Annotated in this window: 13 protein-coding genes; all 13 read left to right on the top strand. The window is 47.9% G+C overall.

Annotation, left to right across the window (positions count from 1 at the left end):
* The first annotated feature begins 183 nt into the window (after positions 1-183).
* The 13 genes from MCG46_RS15780 to MCG46_RS15720 all read left to right on the top strand — a co-directional run bounded on the left by MCG46_RS15780 (position 184) and on the right by MCG46_RS15720 (position 16,539).
* Entirely contained in the window at positions 184-1,041 is an 858-nt protein-coding gene (locus MCG46_RS15780; protein WP_240280821.1) for an HAD family hydrolase, read from the top strand.
* A 353-nt stretch (positions 1,042-1,394) separates the two neighbouring features.
* Positions 1,395-2,216, top strand: coding sequence for a PRD domain-containing protein (locus MCG46_RS15775; RefSeq protein WP_020225688.1), 822 nt, complete (start codon positions 1,395-1,397; stop codon positions 2,214-2,216).
* A 78-nt stretch (positions 2,217-2,294) separates the two neighbouring features.
* Positions 2,295-3,686, top strand: coding sequence for a PTS transporter subunit EIIC (locus MCG46_RS15770; protein WP_240280820.1), 1,392 nt, complete (start codon positions 2,295-2,297; stop codon positions 3,684-3,686).
* Between the two features lie 19 nt (positions 3,687-3,705).
* The gene (locus tag MCG46_RS15765) at positions 3,706-5,148 is read left to right on the top strand and encodes a M81 family metallopeptidase (RefSeq protein WP_240280819.1); all 1,443 of its coding nucleotides are present in this window, start codon (positions 3,706-3,708) and stop codon (positions 5,146-5,148) included.
* Between the two features lie 157 nt (positions 5,149-5,305).
* Positions 5,306-6,751: a M81 family metallopeptidase gene (locus tag MCG46_RS15760; RefSeq protein ID WP_240280818.1), complete on the top strand. Its 1,446-nt coding sequence runs from the start codon at positions 5,306-5,308 to the stop codon at positions 6,749-6,751.
* A gap of 118 nt (positions 6,752-6,869) precedes the next feature.
* Positions 6,870-8,321, top strand: coding sequence for a M81 family metallopeptidase (locus MCG46_RS15755; RefSeq protein WP_240280817.1), 1,452 nt, complete (start codon positions 6,870-6,872; stop codon positions 8,319-8,321).
* A 10-nt stretch (positions 8,322-8,331) separates the two neighbouring features.
* Positions 8,332-9,795 carry a M81 family metallopeptidase gene (locus tag MCG46_RS15750; RefSeq protein ID WP_240280816.1) on the top strand — a complete coding sequence of 488 codons (1,464 nt, stop codon included), beginning with the start codon at positions 8,332-8,334 and terminating at the stop codon, positions 9,793-9,795.
* Between the two features lie 75 nt (positions 9,796-9,870).
* Positions 9,871-10,797 carry an AEC family transporter gene (locus tag MCG46_RS15745; protein ID WP_240280815.1) on the top strand — a complete coding sequence of 309 codons (927 nt, stop codon included), beginning with the start codon at positions 9,871-9,873 and terminating at the stop codon, positions 10,795-10,797.
* A 42-nt stretch (positions 10,798-10,839) separates the two neighbouring features.
* A complete protein-coding gene (locus tag MCG46_RS15740) occupies positions 10,840-12,282 on the top strand; it encodes a M81 family metallopeptidase (protein WP_240281460.1) in 1,443 nt (480 codons plus the stop codon).
* A gap of 44 nt (positions 12,283-12,326) precedes the next feature.
* Positions 12,327-12,905 (top strand): hypothetical protein, encoded by a 579-nt coding sequence (locus MCG46_RS15735; RefSeq protein WP_240280814.1) that lies wholly within the window; start codon positions 12,327-12,329, stop codon positions 12,903-12,905.
* A gap of 259 nt (positions 12,906-13,164) precedes the next feature.
* The gene (locus MCG46_RS15730; RefSeq protein ID WP_240280813.1) at positions 13,165-13,620 is read left to right on the top strand and encodes a PTS sugar transporter subunit IIA; all 456 of its coding nucleotides are present in this window, start codon (positions 13,165-13,167) and stop codon (positions 13,618-13,620) included.
* A 48-nt stretch (positions 13,621-13,668) separates the two neighbouring features.
* Positions 13,669-15,126, top strand: a complete 1,458-nt coding sequence (locus tag MCG46_RS15725) for a M81 family metallopeptidase (protein ID WP_345893087.1) — start codon at positions 13,669-13,671, stop codon at positions 15,124-15,126.
* Between the two features lie 12 nt (positions 15,127-15,138).
* On the top strand, positions 15,139-16,539 hold the full coding sequence (locus MCG46_RS15720) for a M24 family metallopeptidase (RefSeq protein ID WP_240280811.1): 1,401 nt from the start codon (positions 15,139-15,141) through the stop codon (positions 16,537-16,539).
* Positions 16,540-16,791 lie beyond the last annotated feature (252 nt).

Genomic DNA, 16,791 nt, shown 5'->3' with positions numbered 1-16,791 from the left:
AAAATAAGATGGCTTATTGATGAATAGGTCATCTTTTATTTCCGGTTATCGTTTTGATTGATTATGCAGCCCTGTTTTTTTCAAGTCGCCCGCTATCCAACCTTTTCAAATTACTTAAAGTTGGGGTTCACTGTCAAAAAGAGTGTGCTATAATCTAAATCAAAATGGTAGGGGGAGATAGGTGTGGAACGATCGACACGATTGGTGATTTGTGATGTAGACGGGACTTTAGTCGGCAACAACCGAATGCTGAGCCCAGCCGCGCGGCAGGTAATTGACCAGCTTCGCCAACAAGGCATATATTTTGGAATAGCTTCAGGCCGGCCGGTCAGCGAAGTTGAAACGCTTTTAGAACGGTGGCAGATTCAGGAGCCTTTCGACGTCGTTATCGGGATGAATGGCGCGGAGTTATGGGACGGCATTCATGGGGATTTTTCCGATTACTTTAAATTGAAACCGGAGTGGATCAAAGAAATTATGGAACTGATGGCGCCCTTTGATCTGAATGCCTGTATTTACAAGGATGGAGGAATGCTTTGTCAAAGAGAAGATGAGATGACGCTTCAGTCCGTTCGGCGCAGCGGGAAGAAAATCCAGATAGCGCAGAGCAATGAAGAATTTTATACGCAGGCCAACGCTAAAATCATGTTCAGAACGACACCGGACCGGCTGGATGCGGCTGAAAAATATGCCAAAGAACATCCTTCATCTTTTTATAAAGCTTTCCGAACTGGACCGTTTATTCTTGAGTTTGCCGATCGGCGGATCTCGAAAGCCTACGCGCTGAAGAAATTCTGCGAGAAGCATCATTTCCAGATGGAGGAAGTATTGGCTTTTGGTGATACTTCCAACGACAATGAAATGCTCAAGGCCAGCGGATGGGGTGTCTGCCTATGCAACGGCAGTGAAGATACAAAAGCCGCAGCCAATGCCATTACGGAGAAAAGCAACAATGAAGATGGTTTTGCTTGGTACATGAAGCAGCACTTTTTTAACAGCGGGATCGAGGAAAGTCAATTAAAATACGATCTTCATGGCTGAGTCATCAGTTGGAATTTCCTGATTCTGAGAAAATAAAACTTTTATTAATAACGGTAAAAATGATTACATTCACCTATATAAAAGGAAGAAAGTGGAATTTAACAAAATTTCTATTCTGTGTTGACAACGCTTACATCCTCTGCTAGAATGAAATCAACAAGTAAATATTGGGACTGTCACTCTTTCGAGGCATAACCTAAATAAGCGATTATTTTGTGTGTGCCGAGGAAGAGTTTTTTTGTTTGTTGTGCCGGAAAATTCTAAGTTCAGAAGTGAGTAAAAAATCTGAAACAGAAAGCGAAAACAACAGTAAGGTAATGACAACGTACGATTATTTCAGAAAAGGGTAAATGATGATGAAAATTATTAGAAAAATCAATAACAATTACGCTTTAGCACGAAAACGCGACGGTGAAGTGGTTGTCGTAGCTGGCCGCGGAATCGGCTTCGGAACCATTCCTCGCTATGTGACCGATGAATCGCAGATTGAAAAAATATACAGCGGTGTAGACCGAAACTATATCGAACAAATGGGAGAAATGCCGGAGAATATTCTTAAACTCTCAGAAAAAATCGTAGCCTATGCGAAGAAAAATCTGACGAAAAAGTTTTCTAAAAATTTTGTATTTACACTGGCAGATCACATTGAATTTACGATTGAACGCATTGCACAGAACATGATCTTTGATTTCAAAGGTTATTATGACTTTAAATATTTATATCCGCGGGAAGTCGAAATTTCCAAATACGCGATGAAAATGATTGAAGAAGAATTAAAAATCAAGCTTCCTGAATCAGAATTGGGCGGCTTTGTTATGAATATTGTCAATTCCGAACTGAAGCCATCAGGCAACGATGAAGATGTTAACTTCTCACCGCTGATCAGTCAGATTACAGTCATTATTGAAAAATATTTCAACCTTGAAATCAACCGCGATTCGTTTAATTATTCCCGGTTTGCAACACACATGATCTATTTGCTGAGACGTTTGAAGGATGGCAAAAAGACCTCGGATGACAACCGCCGGATTTATGAAAAACTGTTGGAAGAATATCCTGACACCTATCGTTGTGTCGATGAAATCGCCCGTTTCCTTGAACAGAACATCCAGTCCAAACTCGATGAAAATGAAATGCTGTACCTGATCCTGCACGTCAACCGCCTTTGTTCTTAGCCATGGATCCCAGGTCATCAACAGAGTAAGAGCGCGCCTTATTCCTGTTATGAAATATTGCTAAAGGAGGATTTTGAGATGGGAAAATATGCTGAATTTTCTCAAAAAGTTTTAGAAAACGTCGGGGGATTGGACAATATTACCTTTGTTGCCCATTGTGCCACAAGACTACGGATTAGCTATGCCGACGGCAGTAAAATCAACGAAGCAGCGATTAAGGCGCTCCCGGAATGTGCGGGAATTGTAAAAAAAGCCAATCAGCTTCAAATTATTATTGGTCCACAGGTACCGGATGCTTACTACGATTTTCTGGAAGTTTCCGGTTGGAAAGAAGGCATGAATGAAAATGCCGTCAATGTTCCAAAAGAGAAAAAGTCAATTCTGGATTTGATTGCCGATTTCTTCCCGCCGATCTTCATGCCGATTATGCCGGCACTGGTCGTTGGCGGTATGGTTTTAGCCATTCGTACACTGTGCGTCAACTATTTCGGTCTGGATGTTTCCAGCGGAACAGCCCAATTGTTAACCTGTTTCTTCAATGCCGGATTTGAATTCCTGCCGATCTACATTGGTTACTCGTATGCGCAGAAACTGAAGCTGCAGCCAATTCTCGGCATGTTCTTGGGCGGAGTTCTGGTCTGCTCACGTTATCAAAGCGGAGTGGTCACTGATTTCTTGGGGTTGCCGATTGAACAAGTCAGCTATTCCTCAACGATTATTCCGGTCATCTTAGGTACGACATTGATTTACTTCCTGGATAAATACCTGAAGAAAATCATTCCTAACGCCGTTATTTACTTCGTAAAACCAGTAGTAACGATGCTGATTGTTGTACCGGTTACATTCTTATGGCTTGGCCCGTTAGGCACATGGCTGAGTACTTACATCGGTTATTTTGTCACCTTCTTAATGGACACGCTGGGTGTCTTTGCCCTGCCGATCCTGTGTGCACTGTGTCCATACTTCGTCATGTTTGGTGTGGATAAAGCACTTTCCCCACTGGGAATTGAACTGCTTGCTACTTTGGGTTACAACAACATCACAGCTCCGCAGAACTTCATTTCCAACATTGGCGTCGGTGCGGTAGCTTTGGCCATCGCCTATTCCGCCGTTGTCCGCAAAGACAAAGTTAAGCGCGGCATGATCGTGTCCACAGCCATCACAGCGCTGTGCGGCGTTACTGAACCTGCATTCTACGGGTCACTGATCTCACTGAAAGAAGCTTTAATCGGACATGCGATCGGGACGGTGATCGGCGGCTTTGTCGGTGCCCTGTTTGGCTTAAGAACCTACATTTCCGCTTCCTGCCCAGGCTTCTTAACTTTCCTGTCATTTATCAATCCGGAAACCGGAAGTCTGCAGATGGTCTGGTATGCAGCGATTACGGCAGCGGTTACGGTTGTAGCCTGCTTCATGGCAACTTCGATTTTAATCAAGCGTTCCGAAAGCAAGAAAGTGATTGCCGGATAAACCAGAAAGAAGGAAAACGATGAAAGTATTAGTCGGACTGTTCAACGCGGAATGCAATGCGAATATTCCCCTCACCAGTGATTTAAGTGCCTTTGATCTGGCGTTTAAAGATCAGGTCATCGAGAAGATGTATGTCCGCGAGATCTACGATCAGGCTGGGGTGGAGATCATTCCGGCGGTCTATGCCAATGCCGGGGCAACCGGGATTGTGGAAAAATCAGCATTTGAATCAATTGAAAACAGTTTTCTGGCTGTCATTCAAAAACATCTGCATGAATTGGACGGGATTTATCTGCATCTGCATGGCGCCAGCTATGTGGAAGAGATCGGCAGCGGCGATCATCATCTGTTAAGCATGATTCGCCGTCTTGTCGGCCCGTATCTGCCGATTGCGGTTTCTTGTGATCCGCATGGCAATCTGACCCAAGAGTATGCCGAGGCGATTCAGATTCTGCGCAGTTTTCGGGAATCACCGCATACGGACAACGTTGATACTTATCGAAAAGTTTCGCAGATGCTGTGTGATTTTATCCGTCAACGTCAGACGATTCATTCCGTTTACCGCAAACTGCCGTTGATTTTAGGCGGCGAACAGTCGGTATCGGCAGATGAGCCGGTGCGGTCGATCAATCAGTTTATGGATCAGATGGAAGAAGATCCGCGGATTTTGAGTGCTTCCTGGCATGTCGGCTATCTGCGTCATGATTGTCCGGAAGCGGGCTGCGGCATCGTTGTTGTCCCGAAAACCGAGGCGGATCAGGCGTATGCGGAAACGAAGGCGGATGAGCTGGCCGATTACGTTTGGCAGCGCCGGCGGGAGTTTCATTATACGGGACTCACGGCTCAGCCAGAGGAAGCGCTGCAGATGGCATTGGATTTCGCAGGCCGTCCGGTGGTTATCACGGACTCCGGAGATAACATGACTTCCGGCGCAGCCGGTTGGAATACCTTTATTTTAAGACAATGCCTGGCAATTCCGAATTTAAAGAAAAGCATTCTGTTTGCACCGATTGTCGACCCGAAGGCTTACGCCCATTTGAAAGATCACAAAGTCGGACAGACCGCAACAATCGATTTGGGAATGCGGCATGATGAACTGTCTGAAAGCGTCAGCTTGAAAGTCACAATTCGTCAGTTCAGTCAGATCTGTAAGTTTACCAATGGGATTTATGAGCGGGAAATGACTGAATGCGTCCTGGTGCATCTGGAAGGCACAACCATCGATGTGCTGATTGCCAATCTTTCCTACGCCGTTATCAACCGTTACCAGCTGGAATATCTGGGCCTGGATTGGCGTCAATATGACATGACCGTCTTGAAGCAAGGCTATATCTTCCCGGATTTCAAAGCCGACGCGCAGTTCTATGTCATGTCGCTGACCGGCGGGGCAACGCCGCAGGATACAAAGAATATTCCGTTTAAACTGATTCAGCGTCCGATGTATCCGATTGATGAAATTTAACTGAAAGAAAAGGCGGCGGTCCTCCCTTTTCCGCTGCCCTTCCTTTCCATCATTCGGATCCGTCACTGCTTCGGATCTTTAAAAAAGGTTCTGTTGGCTTCCATGCGAACCAATGAGAACCGGATCACAATTTTGAGCGAATGAAGGAGGGCTTTGTATGAAGATTTTAGTCGGTGAATTTGTTTCTGAAACAAACGAAAATATACCGCAGCGCTGCCGTATCAATAACTATGTGATCGCCTTTGACGATCAGTGCATTCAAAATCTGAACATCAGTGAAGTGTATGCATCAGAAAATGCGGAAATGATTCCGACCATTTATGCCAACGGTGCCAGCGGTGGATTGATTACGCCGGAAACGTTTGCCTATATTGAAACTTCGCTGCTGAATGAAGTAAAAAAACATCTGAATGAAATCGATGGGATCTTCCTGATGCTTCATGGCGCCAGTAAGGTTGAGGGCCTGGGCAGCGGGGACCATCATATTATTCAGGAGGTGCGCAAGCTGGTTGGCCCGTATCTGCCGATCGCTGTCGCCTGTGACCCGCATGGCAATCTGACTCAGGAATATGTTGAGTCACTGCAGATTATCCGCAGTTATCGCCAGTCACCGCATACCGATGCCAATGAAACACTGCGCATCGTTTCAAAAATGTTGATCGATCTGGTTCGCTCACGTCAGAATATACATGCTGTCTACCGCAAGCTGCCATTAATCTTAGGTGGGGAACAATCCGTGTCCACAGATGAACCGGTGCTTTCCATCAATCGATATATGGACGAATTGGAACAGGATCCGCGGATCTTAAGCGCTTCTTGGCATGTTGGTTATCTGCGGCATGATTGTCCGGAAGCCGGATGCGGGATTGTCGTTGTACCGGCTTCTGAAGCGGATCAGGACTATGCAGAAACGATAGCTGATCAGCTGGCGGATTATGTCTGGCAGCGGCGTCATGAGTTCCACTATACAGGCTTGACGGCAGAACCGGAAGAAGCGCTGGAAATGGCGCTGAACTATGACGGTAAACCGGTTGTCATTACGGATTCTGGCGATAATACTACATCGGGGGCTACGGGCTGGAATACGTTTGTGCTGCGTCAGGTACTAGCTGAAAAGAACTTGAAAAAGCAGGTGCTGTTCGCAACAATTTGTGATCCGAAAACATTTAATCAGCTTCAGAAGTTGTCAGTCGGGGATTCTGCCGCAATTCGTTTAGGAATGGATTATGACGAATTATCGAAAGCGGTTGACCTGGAAGTAGTCGTTAAAGCGAAAGGCCCGATCACCGGGTTTATGATGCACAACATTCCGGGAACGGTGTATGGCGAAACGATCAGCGTGACGGTCAAAAACAGCCCGATCACGATCATGATCGCCACGACCAGCTATGCAATCTGTGAAATTCATCAGTTTGCCGATGCCGGTCTGAACTTTGATGACTATGACGTTATCATTGTCAAACAGGGCTATATTTTCCCAGAACTGAAGGCCGCGGCGAAATTTTATGTGATGTCGCTGACCGACGGAGCGACGCTGCAGGATACACGTCGATTGACCTATAAGCAGATCATGCGGCCGATGTATCCGATCGACGAGATCTGACGGTTTTCCACAACTCCCATCATTGAAGCTTATGAAGAAAACAGCCTGGTCTGACGGACATCGTTCATAAGACCCGGCTGTTGTTTTATTCAGATAGAAAGAATAGGTGAGGTGTAGTATGAAAGTCTTGATCGGACATTTTACGACAGAAGCCAACGCTCATATTCCGATGAAAAACAATCTGTCCCATTACGAACTGGCCTTCGGCGAAGAATTGATCGAACGCATGAAGGTACGGGAAGTCTTTGAGCAAGCTGGGATTGAAATCATCCCGTCGATTTATGCCGGGGGCGGACCTTCCGGGGTCATCGAAAAAGAAACTTTTCTGACCATTGAGAATTCGCTGCTTTCAACAATTAAAAAACATAAACACGAAATTGACGGAATTTACTTATGGCTGCATGGTGCGAGCTGGGTGGAGGACATCGGCAGCGGTGATTTTCATATCATTGCGAAAATCCGGGCATTGGTTGGGCCTTATCTGCCAATTGCGGTGTCCTGCGATCCGCATGGAAACCTGACGGAAGACTATGTTCATTCGCTGCAGATTCTGCGCAGCTTCCGCCAGTCGCCGCACACCGATATGGTCGAAACATACCGCAAAGTCGCAGCCATGTTATGCGATCTTCTGAAGAATCGGCAGCACATCCATCCCGCTTATCGCAAACTGCCGTTAATTCTGGGTGGGGAACAGTCGGTCTCGGTGGATGAACCGGTGCGCTCGATCAATGCCTATATGGATCAGCTGGAACAAGATCCGCGCATTCGCAGTGTGTCCTGGCATGTCGGCTATCTGCGCCATGACTGCCCGGAAGCGGGCTGCGGAGTAGTCGTAGTTCCGCAGACTGAGGCCGATCAGGCCTACGCGGAATCTATTTGTGGCAAACTGGCGGATTACGTCTGGCAGCGCCGTCATGAATTTCATTATACCGGTACGACGGCTGATCCGGAAGCCGCGCTGCAGATGGCACTGAACTTTGAAGGCAAACCATTTGTCATGACGGATTCCGGTGACAACACCACTTCCGGGGCAACCGGTTGGAATACCTTTGTCCTCAGACAATTTTTAGCTCTCCCAGAATTGAATAAAAGCGTGCTGTTCGCAGGGATCTGTGATCCTAAGACCTGTGCTGAGCTGCGGATGAAACAGATCGGCGACACGGTTGAGGCGACATTGGGTGTGGGTGAGGATGAGCTGTCCAAACCGGTGAGGCTTGAAGGCGTGATTCAGGCCAAGGGGGATGTGATTCGCGTTGCGGCATTGGGACGGGATGAGTATACGGTCATGGGACACTGTGTAAGCCTCACGTTAACCGATCGGCCGATGACGGTGATCATTACTGATCATCGGCAGGCCTATTGTCATACGCTGCAGTTTGAGCATGCTGGAATCACAGACTGGACACAGTTTGCGATTACGGTTGTGAAGCAGGGCTATATTTTTCCGGAACTGAAGGCCGCCGCTCAGGGTTATGTCATGTCGCTGACCGAGGGAGCAACGCCGCAGGATACGAAGAATATTCCATTTAAACAGATCCAGCGTCCGATGTATCCGATTGACGAGATTTAAGGGGGTAGTTATGAAAATATTAATTGGTTTTTTTGCAACAGAAGTCAATGAGCATATTCCCTGCATGACAGACTTGTCAAGTTATGATCTGGTTTTTGGCGAAAGCATTGCCGAACGCATGCAGTTGGGAGACGTTTTAAAACAGGAAGGAGCGGAGATGATCCCTTCGGTCTATGCGAAATCATCGCCCAACGGAATCATTGAAACGGCGGCTTTTGAAACGATTGAAAACAGTCTGTTGAGGGCTGTGCGCAGCCACCGCCATGAGATTGACGGCATCTATCTGCATCTGCATGGCGCCAGTTATGTGGAAGGCATTGGCAGTGGTGATTTCCACATTCTGAAGGAAGTCCGCAAGCTGGTTGGACCCTATCTTCCGATCGCGGTTTCGTGCGATCCGCATGGGAATCTGAACGAGGATTATGTTCAATCGATGCAGATTCTGCGCAGTTATCGTGAATCACCGCATACCGACATGATTGCTACCTGGCAGAAAACACTGCGGATGCTTTGTGAACTGGTGCGTCAGCGGCAAGGAATCCGCCCAGCTTACCGCAAGCTGCCGTTGATTTTAGGCGGTGAACAGTCGGTATCGGCAGATGAACCGGTGCGCTCGATCAATGCTTATATGGATCAATTGGAACAAGATCCGCGGATTATGAGCGCGTCCTGGCACGTCGGCTATCTGCGCCATGATTGTCCGGAAGCTGGCTGTGGGGTGGTAGTTGTTCCGCAGACCGAAGTGGATCAGGCGTATGCTGATCAGATGTGCGCCCAGCTGGCCGATTTTGTCTGGCAGCGGCGCCGGGAATTTCATTATACCGGCATCACCGCTGAGCCTGAAGCTGCCTTGAAGATGGCGCTGGATTTTGCCGGCAAGCCGTTTGTGCTTACGGATTCCGGGGATAACACAACCTCCGGGGCAACCGGCTGGAATACGTTCGTTCTGCGGCAGTTTCTGGCCGTGGACAAGTTAGACAAACGAGTATTGTTTGCTGCGATTGTGGATCCGGTTTGCGTCCAGTCGCTGCTTCAGCAGAAGCCAGGAGCACAGATTCCAATCCGATTGGGCATGAATGCGGACGCTCTTTCTCAAGCGGTTGAATTAAACGTCGAACTGATCGCGAAAGGGGAAGTGGTGCGGACACTGTCCTTTGCCCCGGGGGAGGATGGCCTGGCTTCCAAAGCCGGCGACTGCGTGCTGGTGCGGCTGACGGAGCATCCGATTGATATCATCATTGCCAATCATAAACTCAGTTATTTTAAAACGGTTCAGTATGAACACGCCGGGGTTGAAGATTGGACACAGTACGATATCGTCGTCGTGAAGCAGGGCTATATTTTCCCAGAACTCAAGGCTGCGGCCCAAGGGTACGTGATGTCGCTGACCGATGGGGCAACGCCGCAGGATACTAAGCACATTCCGTTTAAGTTGGTACGGCGGCCGATGTTTCCGCTCGATGATATGGATTAAAAACCTTTCACTGCCCAAGACTCAAACCCAACAGAGAGAGTGCGATGGGGCAGGGTCAGGAAATCAGGGAGGATTATGACAACGATTTTAATCAATACGCAGCTTACCATTGTCACCTATCTGATCGTCGGTTTTCTCTTATCCAAAACCGGTCTGATCGACGGACAGGCACAGCTGTTTATCTCTAATCTGACGATCAACGTCCTGCTTCCCGCCAGTGTTTTTACTTCCTTTCTGACCGGGATGTCGATGGACCTGTTGATTTCGCTGGGAACCATTTTGATCCTGGCGATTCTGCTTGAAGTCTTTTTGAGTCTGGCTAGTAAAATACCCAGCTCGCGTTTTACACCGAGTGAGGCCTGTGTAGCTCATTATGGTTATCTTGTCAGCAACGGCGGCTTAATCGGCACGCCGGTCATTGAATCCCTGTTTGGACCGGTCGGCGTCATGTGCTGCAACGTCTTTATGATTCCGACACGGATTATGGCTTTCAGTGCGGGAGAGAGTATTTTCAATCCTTCACTGAAACGATCTCCGAAAGCGATTCTGCTATCCATACTTACCAATAAGATTCTTGTTGTGATGGCCCTGGGGTTGGTGATGATCGGTTTCCATCTGTCCCTGCCCTCACCGGTTCTGACGGCTTTGCAGAAGATCGGCGGCTGCCTTGCGCCGTTTTCACTGATATTGGTGGGAAGCATGCTGGCGCAGAAAGTGAAGCTGAACGCGGCGATGATTAAAAATGTCGCCTGGATTACCCTGATACGGCTGCTGGCTATTCCGCTGGCGGCCCTGGGCATCTGTCTGCTTTTGCACCTGGATTTTCAGACGACGGCGGTGATCACACTGCTGATGGGGATGCCAGTCGGCAGTTCCTGTGCCAGCTTCGCAAAGAAATATCGCGGCAATGAAGCCTTCGCGTCAGCGGTTGTACTGATCTCGACGCTGCTTTCCACCATGACCCTAGTTTTATTGATGAAATTGATTGAGCTCGCATTTTGATGGAATGTAAGAATCAAACAAAAGAAAGAAGGAAAGTCCATGATGAAAGTTCTGGTTGGCAGTTTTACCACTGAGTCCAATGCCAAAGCCCCATACAAAACCTTAATTCAAAATTATGATCTGGCAACCGGTGAGGCGCTGATCGATGTGATGGAAATTCGGGAAGCCTTTGCCGGAAAAAAGGTAGCGATTATCCCGGGTGTCTATGCCAATGCCAACGCGGCCAGCGTCGTCGATAAGAAAACGTTTTTGCTGATTGAATCCATGCTTTTAAACAGTGTGCGGGAACATCTGCATGAAATCGACGGGATTTATCTGCATCTGCATGGCGCCAGCTGGGTTGAGGAAATCGGCAGCGGCGACCATCACATCATTCAGGAAATCCGCCGTTTAGTCGGCCCATATCTGCCGATCGCCGTTTCCTGCGACCCGCATGGAAATCTGACAAAAACATATGTCGAATCCCTGCAGATTCTGCGCAGCTATCGTGAAAGTCCGCATACCGATGCCATGGAAACCCGCCGTCAAGTAGCGGAAATGTTGTGCGATTTGATCCAGCAGCGGCAAACGATTCATGCCGTTTATCGCAAACTGCCGTTAATTCTGGGCGGAGAACAGTCAGTTTCGGCGGATGAACCGGTTCGTTCCATTAACCGTTATATGGATGAGCTGGAACAGGATCCGCGCATCCGCAGCGTATCCTGGCATGTCGGCTATCTGCGTCATGACTGCCCGGAAGCCGGCTGCGGCATCGTAGTCGTACCGCAGAAACAGGAAGATCAGGCCTATGCGGAAACACTGGCTGACCAGCTGGCCGAATATGTTTGGAATAAACGGCATGAGTTTCATTATACCGGCTTGACGGCCGAACCGGAAGAAGCACTGACGATGGCTTTAAATTTTGAAGGCAAGCCGTTTGTGATCACCGATTCCGGTGATAATACAACCTCCGGTGCTACCGGCTGGAATACCTTTGTCCTCAGACAGTTCTTAGCTGTCAATGATCTGAAAAAAACGGTCCTGTTTGCTTCTCTCTGTGATCCGCAGGCGTTTAAGCAGCTGGCAGCGGTGGATTTGGAAGAAACGGTGACGCTTGCGTTAGGCACAGGTTATGATGAATTGTCAGCGCCGGTCTCCCTGACATGTAAGCCGCTGGCCCGGGCGCCGATTCCGATTTCGCATGGCGAGGTGACAATCGGAACACGCGGGGAAGGAATCCTGGCGCATGTTGAGAACACTACGATTGATATTCTTGTCGCTGATCAAACGGCCCGCGTTACCAATGAAAGTCTGTTTGCGGCTTTTGGTATCGATTGGAAAGACTATGATATCACAGTATTGAAACAAGGCTACATTTTCCCGGATTTTAAACAGGGAGCACAAGGCTATGTGATGTCGCTGACCGACGGAGCGACGCCGCAGGATACCCGGCATATTCCGTTTAAATTAATTCAGCGCCCGATGTATCCGATTGATGAAATATAATTCGGGCCGGATTCAACCCTAGAAGCGAAAGCGAGGAAGAAACCATGATTAAAAGGAAAGCAAAGTTAAAAACTTCAAAGCCGAAAACCAAGACGGCCTATCCAGATATCAACGGAATGTTCATTTATCATGACTCACTGCATCGGATTGTCTATGCGCCGTTATTTTCCAAGCGCGGCTATTTGATTCCGAAAAGTCAGATTGATGAGTTTTACCGCTATACGCAGCGGACGATGATTTCTGTCTTTATTGGACTGGCAGCGACTGTGTTGCTGGGAATGAACGCCTTCGATGGTTTCTTTCTCGGTTTTCTCGTCTACCTCGTCTGGACCGGTTATTTTTCAGTTAAATTTTTAAATCAGCTGGCGACGGTTGAACCTTTTGTCCGTCCGAAAAAAGAAAATTATTTTATTACGCTGTCACGCAAATATTCAGTGCCGACCTTTGTGGGTTTGATTGGACTGAGTCTGATCTTTGTCCTGCTTATCGGAATTTATACCTGGACCAGTTCGCTGAGCAGCACTGAGTTTTATACCAATTTGATTCTGATGGGCGGCGTTGGTCTTTTCGCCGCGGTGCATGGAATTGGTCTGTTTCTGCAGCTGCGGATGGCGCGGGTCTGACGAGGAATGAAACTGGGCTGAGCCTAACAAAGGCATGCTGGAAGAAATAAAAAACAAGGTTTTTCTGATGCGTTGAAGGCAGCGGTATTCAGACAATGTGAAAAAAGGAAGGGTCAAATTCAAAGAGTTGACTTTCAAGGTGGGATCGCTTACAATGAGTTCAAGGTTGGACTGTTATTGTTGATTCAACAAGCATAACCAATTTGCATTCAGTTTTTAGGCTGTCTTGCAGATTGGTTTTTATTATTTGGGAGGTTTTATGACAGAATGGATTGGAAGCCCTGTCGCGGGCAAGGGAAAGCGATTAGAAGAACTGAATGATGAAATGTTTGCCAGCCGGGCATTGGGCGACGGGTTTGCCGTCAAGCCTCCGGAATTGTTTGCGAAAAAGGAAGTGGTCAGTCCGGCGGAGGGCGAAGTCACGATGGTTTACGAAACAGGACATGCCTTGGGCTTACTGACGACCGGCGGTCATGAACTGCTGATTCATATTGGAATTGATACGGTAACCTTAAAAGGAGTACCGTTTGAAACCAAGGTGAAGGTCGGAGATCATGTTAAACAAGGCGATCTGTTATGTCTTGCAGATTGGAAGATGATGCGCCGGCACGGCTGTGATACCGATGTGATCGTGATCGCTCTGAACAGTGAAATCGGGAATCTGGCATCCTCAGGCAAACTGAATGCTCTGGATCCGATGTTTGAAATCATGTAAAGCAGCACCTCAACTTAAGTCAAAACAAGCAAAGGAAGGATGATACGGATGAAGAAAAAAGTATTGATCGGCGAGTTTATCACAGAATCCAATGCCAATGTTCCGTTTAAAAATGAAATCACAGCTTATGATATCGCGTTCGGTGAGGAAGCTGTTGAAAAGATGCAGGTCGGCGACATCTTTGAGGCGGCTGGGATTGAAGTCATTCCCGCGGTTTATGCAGTATCGGGATCGTCTGGTGTGATCAAACGGCATACTTTTGATTATATTGAAGCGTGTTTTATCAATGCGGTAAAGGCCCATCGGGATGAAATCGACGGTATTTATCTGATGCTTCACGGCGCGAGTGAGGTTGAAGGTTTAGGTTCGGGGGATCATCATATTTTGAAGCGGATACGTCAGCAGGTCGGTGCTTATGTACCGATTACGATTGCCTGTGATCCGCATGGCAATTTGTGCCGTGAATATGTGGAAGCTGCAACTGTGATCCGCAGTTACCGTGAGAGCCCGCACACCGACGCCCGCGATACAAAGCGGAAGATGGCTCATCGGGTCTGCGATCTGATCCGCAATCCTCAGCATATTCATGCGGTTTACCGCAAGCTGCCTTTGATCCTGGGCGGGGAACAGTCGGTGTCGGCCGATGAACCGGTGCGCTCGATCAATGAGTATATGGATCAGCTCGAACAAGACCCGCGCATCCTGAGTTGTTCCTGGCATGTCGGCTATATTCGGCATGATACCGATGTGGCTGGCTGCGGCATTGTCGTGGTTCCGGCAACCGAAGCTGATCAGCAATATGCTGAAACCATCGCTGATCAGCTGGCGGAGTATGTCTGGAAGAAGCGGCATGAGTTCCATTATACCGGCCGGACAGCCCAGCCGGAGGAAGCCTTAAAACTGGCGCTGGAATATCCGGGGAAACCGGTAGTCATCACGGATTCCGGGGATAATACAACTTCCGGGGCAATGGGCTGGAATACGGGGATTCTGCGGCAGATGCTGGCTGTGGAGCACTTAAAGAAAAGTGTCCTTTTTGCCTCAATCTGTGATCCGACCTCATGGAAGCAGCTGAATCCGCTGGCTGAGGGATCTACGGCAAAGATCACGCTGGGCGTGGGCTACGACGCATTGTCAACGGGAGTTGATCTGGAAGTCCGTGTGAAATCCAAAGGTGAGATCATACGTCTGGTCAGCTTAGGGACCGAGAGCCATTACAAAGTATTCGGCGCCTGTGTTGTCGTGAATATCGTCGGTACCCCGATTGATGTGATTGTGGCGAATCACAGGCAGTCGTATGCCAATGCTATTCAGTTTGAGAAGGCTGGCGTGGATTGGAAAAATTATGACATCACAGTGGTCAAACAGGGATATATTTTCCCAGAGCTGAAAGACAAAGCAGAATTTTACGTCATGTCGCTGACGGAAGGGGCGACGCTGCAGGATACTGCGCACATTCCATTTCATCGGATTCAGCGGCCAATGTTCCCGATTGATCAGATTTAAAAGGAGCCGAATATGAGAAATTTGAAAATTGAATATAAAACCGTGAAAGCACCGCAGCTGGATGCTCCCGCTGCCCCAACGGCGTTAACCCAGGCTACGATGGAAGAACGCAAAGCAAAAGTTTTGCGGAAAATGAAAGAACGTGGAATTGAGCAGCTGATTGTTTATGGAGATGTAGAGCATGGCGGAAACTTTGAATATTTGGTAGGCTATTTCACGCGTTTTGAGGAAAGTCTGTTGATTCTTAAACAGGATGGAGCGATGACTCTGGTTCTTGGCAATGAGAATCTGAATAAAGCATCCAAGGCTCGTTTCCCAGCCGAGGCTGTGCATGTTTCACTGTTTTCTTTGCCCAATCAGCCCCATCGCACAGATAAAACACTGCCCGCCTTGTTGGCGGAAGCCGGGGTGCAGCCAGGGGTACGTACCGGAATCGTCGGCTGGAAAATGTTTACCAGTCCGATTGAACACAACAAGCAGCTGTATGATCTTCCCGCTTACGTCTTATCCGCCATTGAACAGGTTGTTGGAAATTTGCGCTTTTGCAGCAATGAAACCGATCTGTTTATCGGTGAACAAGGCGTGCGGACAACCAACAATGCCAATGAGATTGCGCACTATGAATTTGGTGCAGCCTTGGCTTCTGACTGTATTTTGAAGGCGATGGATAAACTGGAAGTGGGAACCACGGAAATGGAATTGGGAGATGCCTTGGTACGGTGGGGACAGCATACCAGTGTTGTCACGATTGCCGCCAGTGGACCTCGGTTTATTCAGGGAAATATGTTCCCGACAGCGAATCGTGTAAAAGTAGGAGATCCGATTTCTCTGACCGTCGGCTACCGCGGCGGATCATCCAGCCGGGCAGGTTATGCCGTACATCACCAACAGGAATTGCCGCAGACTTGTCGGGATTATCTGACGCGTGTAGCAAAACCTTATTTTGCAGCCTATGTTCAATGGCTGGAAACCATTCGGGTAGGACTGAGCGGCAAAGCCTTGTTCGATCGGATAGAAGAAGTTCTGCCGCGAAAAGAATATGGATGGAGTCTGTGCCCAGGACATTTAACTGCGGAAGAAGAATGGATGTCCTCGCCGGTTTATGAAAACTCGCAGGAAATCCTGACCAGCGGCATGATCTTTCAGATTGATATTATTCCTTCAGTTTCCGGTTATGGCGGTGTCAGTGCGGAAAGTACTGTCGTTTTGGCTGATGCCCATCTGAAACAGCAGCTGCGTGAACAATATCCTGAGATGTGGCAGCGGATGCAGCAGCGGCGGACTTATCTGATCGAAGAATTGGGGATTGCCTTGTCTGAGGATGTGCTTCCGATGTGTTCCACAGTGGCTTATCTGCGCCCTTATCTGTTGAATAAAGATCAAGCTCTGGCTGTTGAAGCTCAATCAATCTAAAATTACAGATAGACAACTTCAAAATGTTAAGTAAATTTAAATTAAGAAGTAAGTTTGATCAAAGGTAAATTTAGGGTTCTTTCTAAGCTTTGGAGAGTGGATAATTAGTGGTACTCAATAACATAGGTGCTTTAAATCTGTATTTATCACAGATTTAAAGCACCTATTGTTACTTCAAAAACTCTACTTTACATAAAGTTAGAAAGAGCTGCTTATCACTTAGTCATCTCTCTTTTATCTGCTTACGATTTC

Origin of the sequence: Holdemania massiliensis (assembly GCF_022440805.1) — a bacterium.
Lineage (GTDB): Bacteria > Bacillota_I > Bacilli_A > Erysipelotrichales > Erysipelotrichaceae > Holdemania > Holdemania massiliensis_A.
This window is presented reverse-complemented; position numbering and strand designations above follow the sequence as displayed.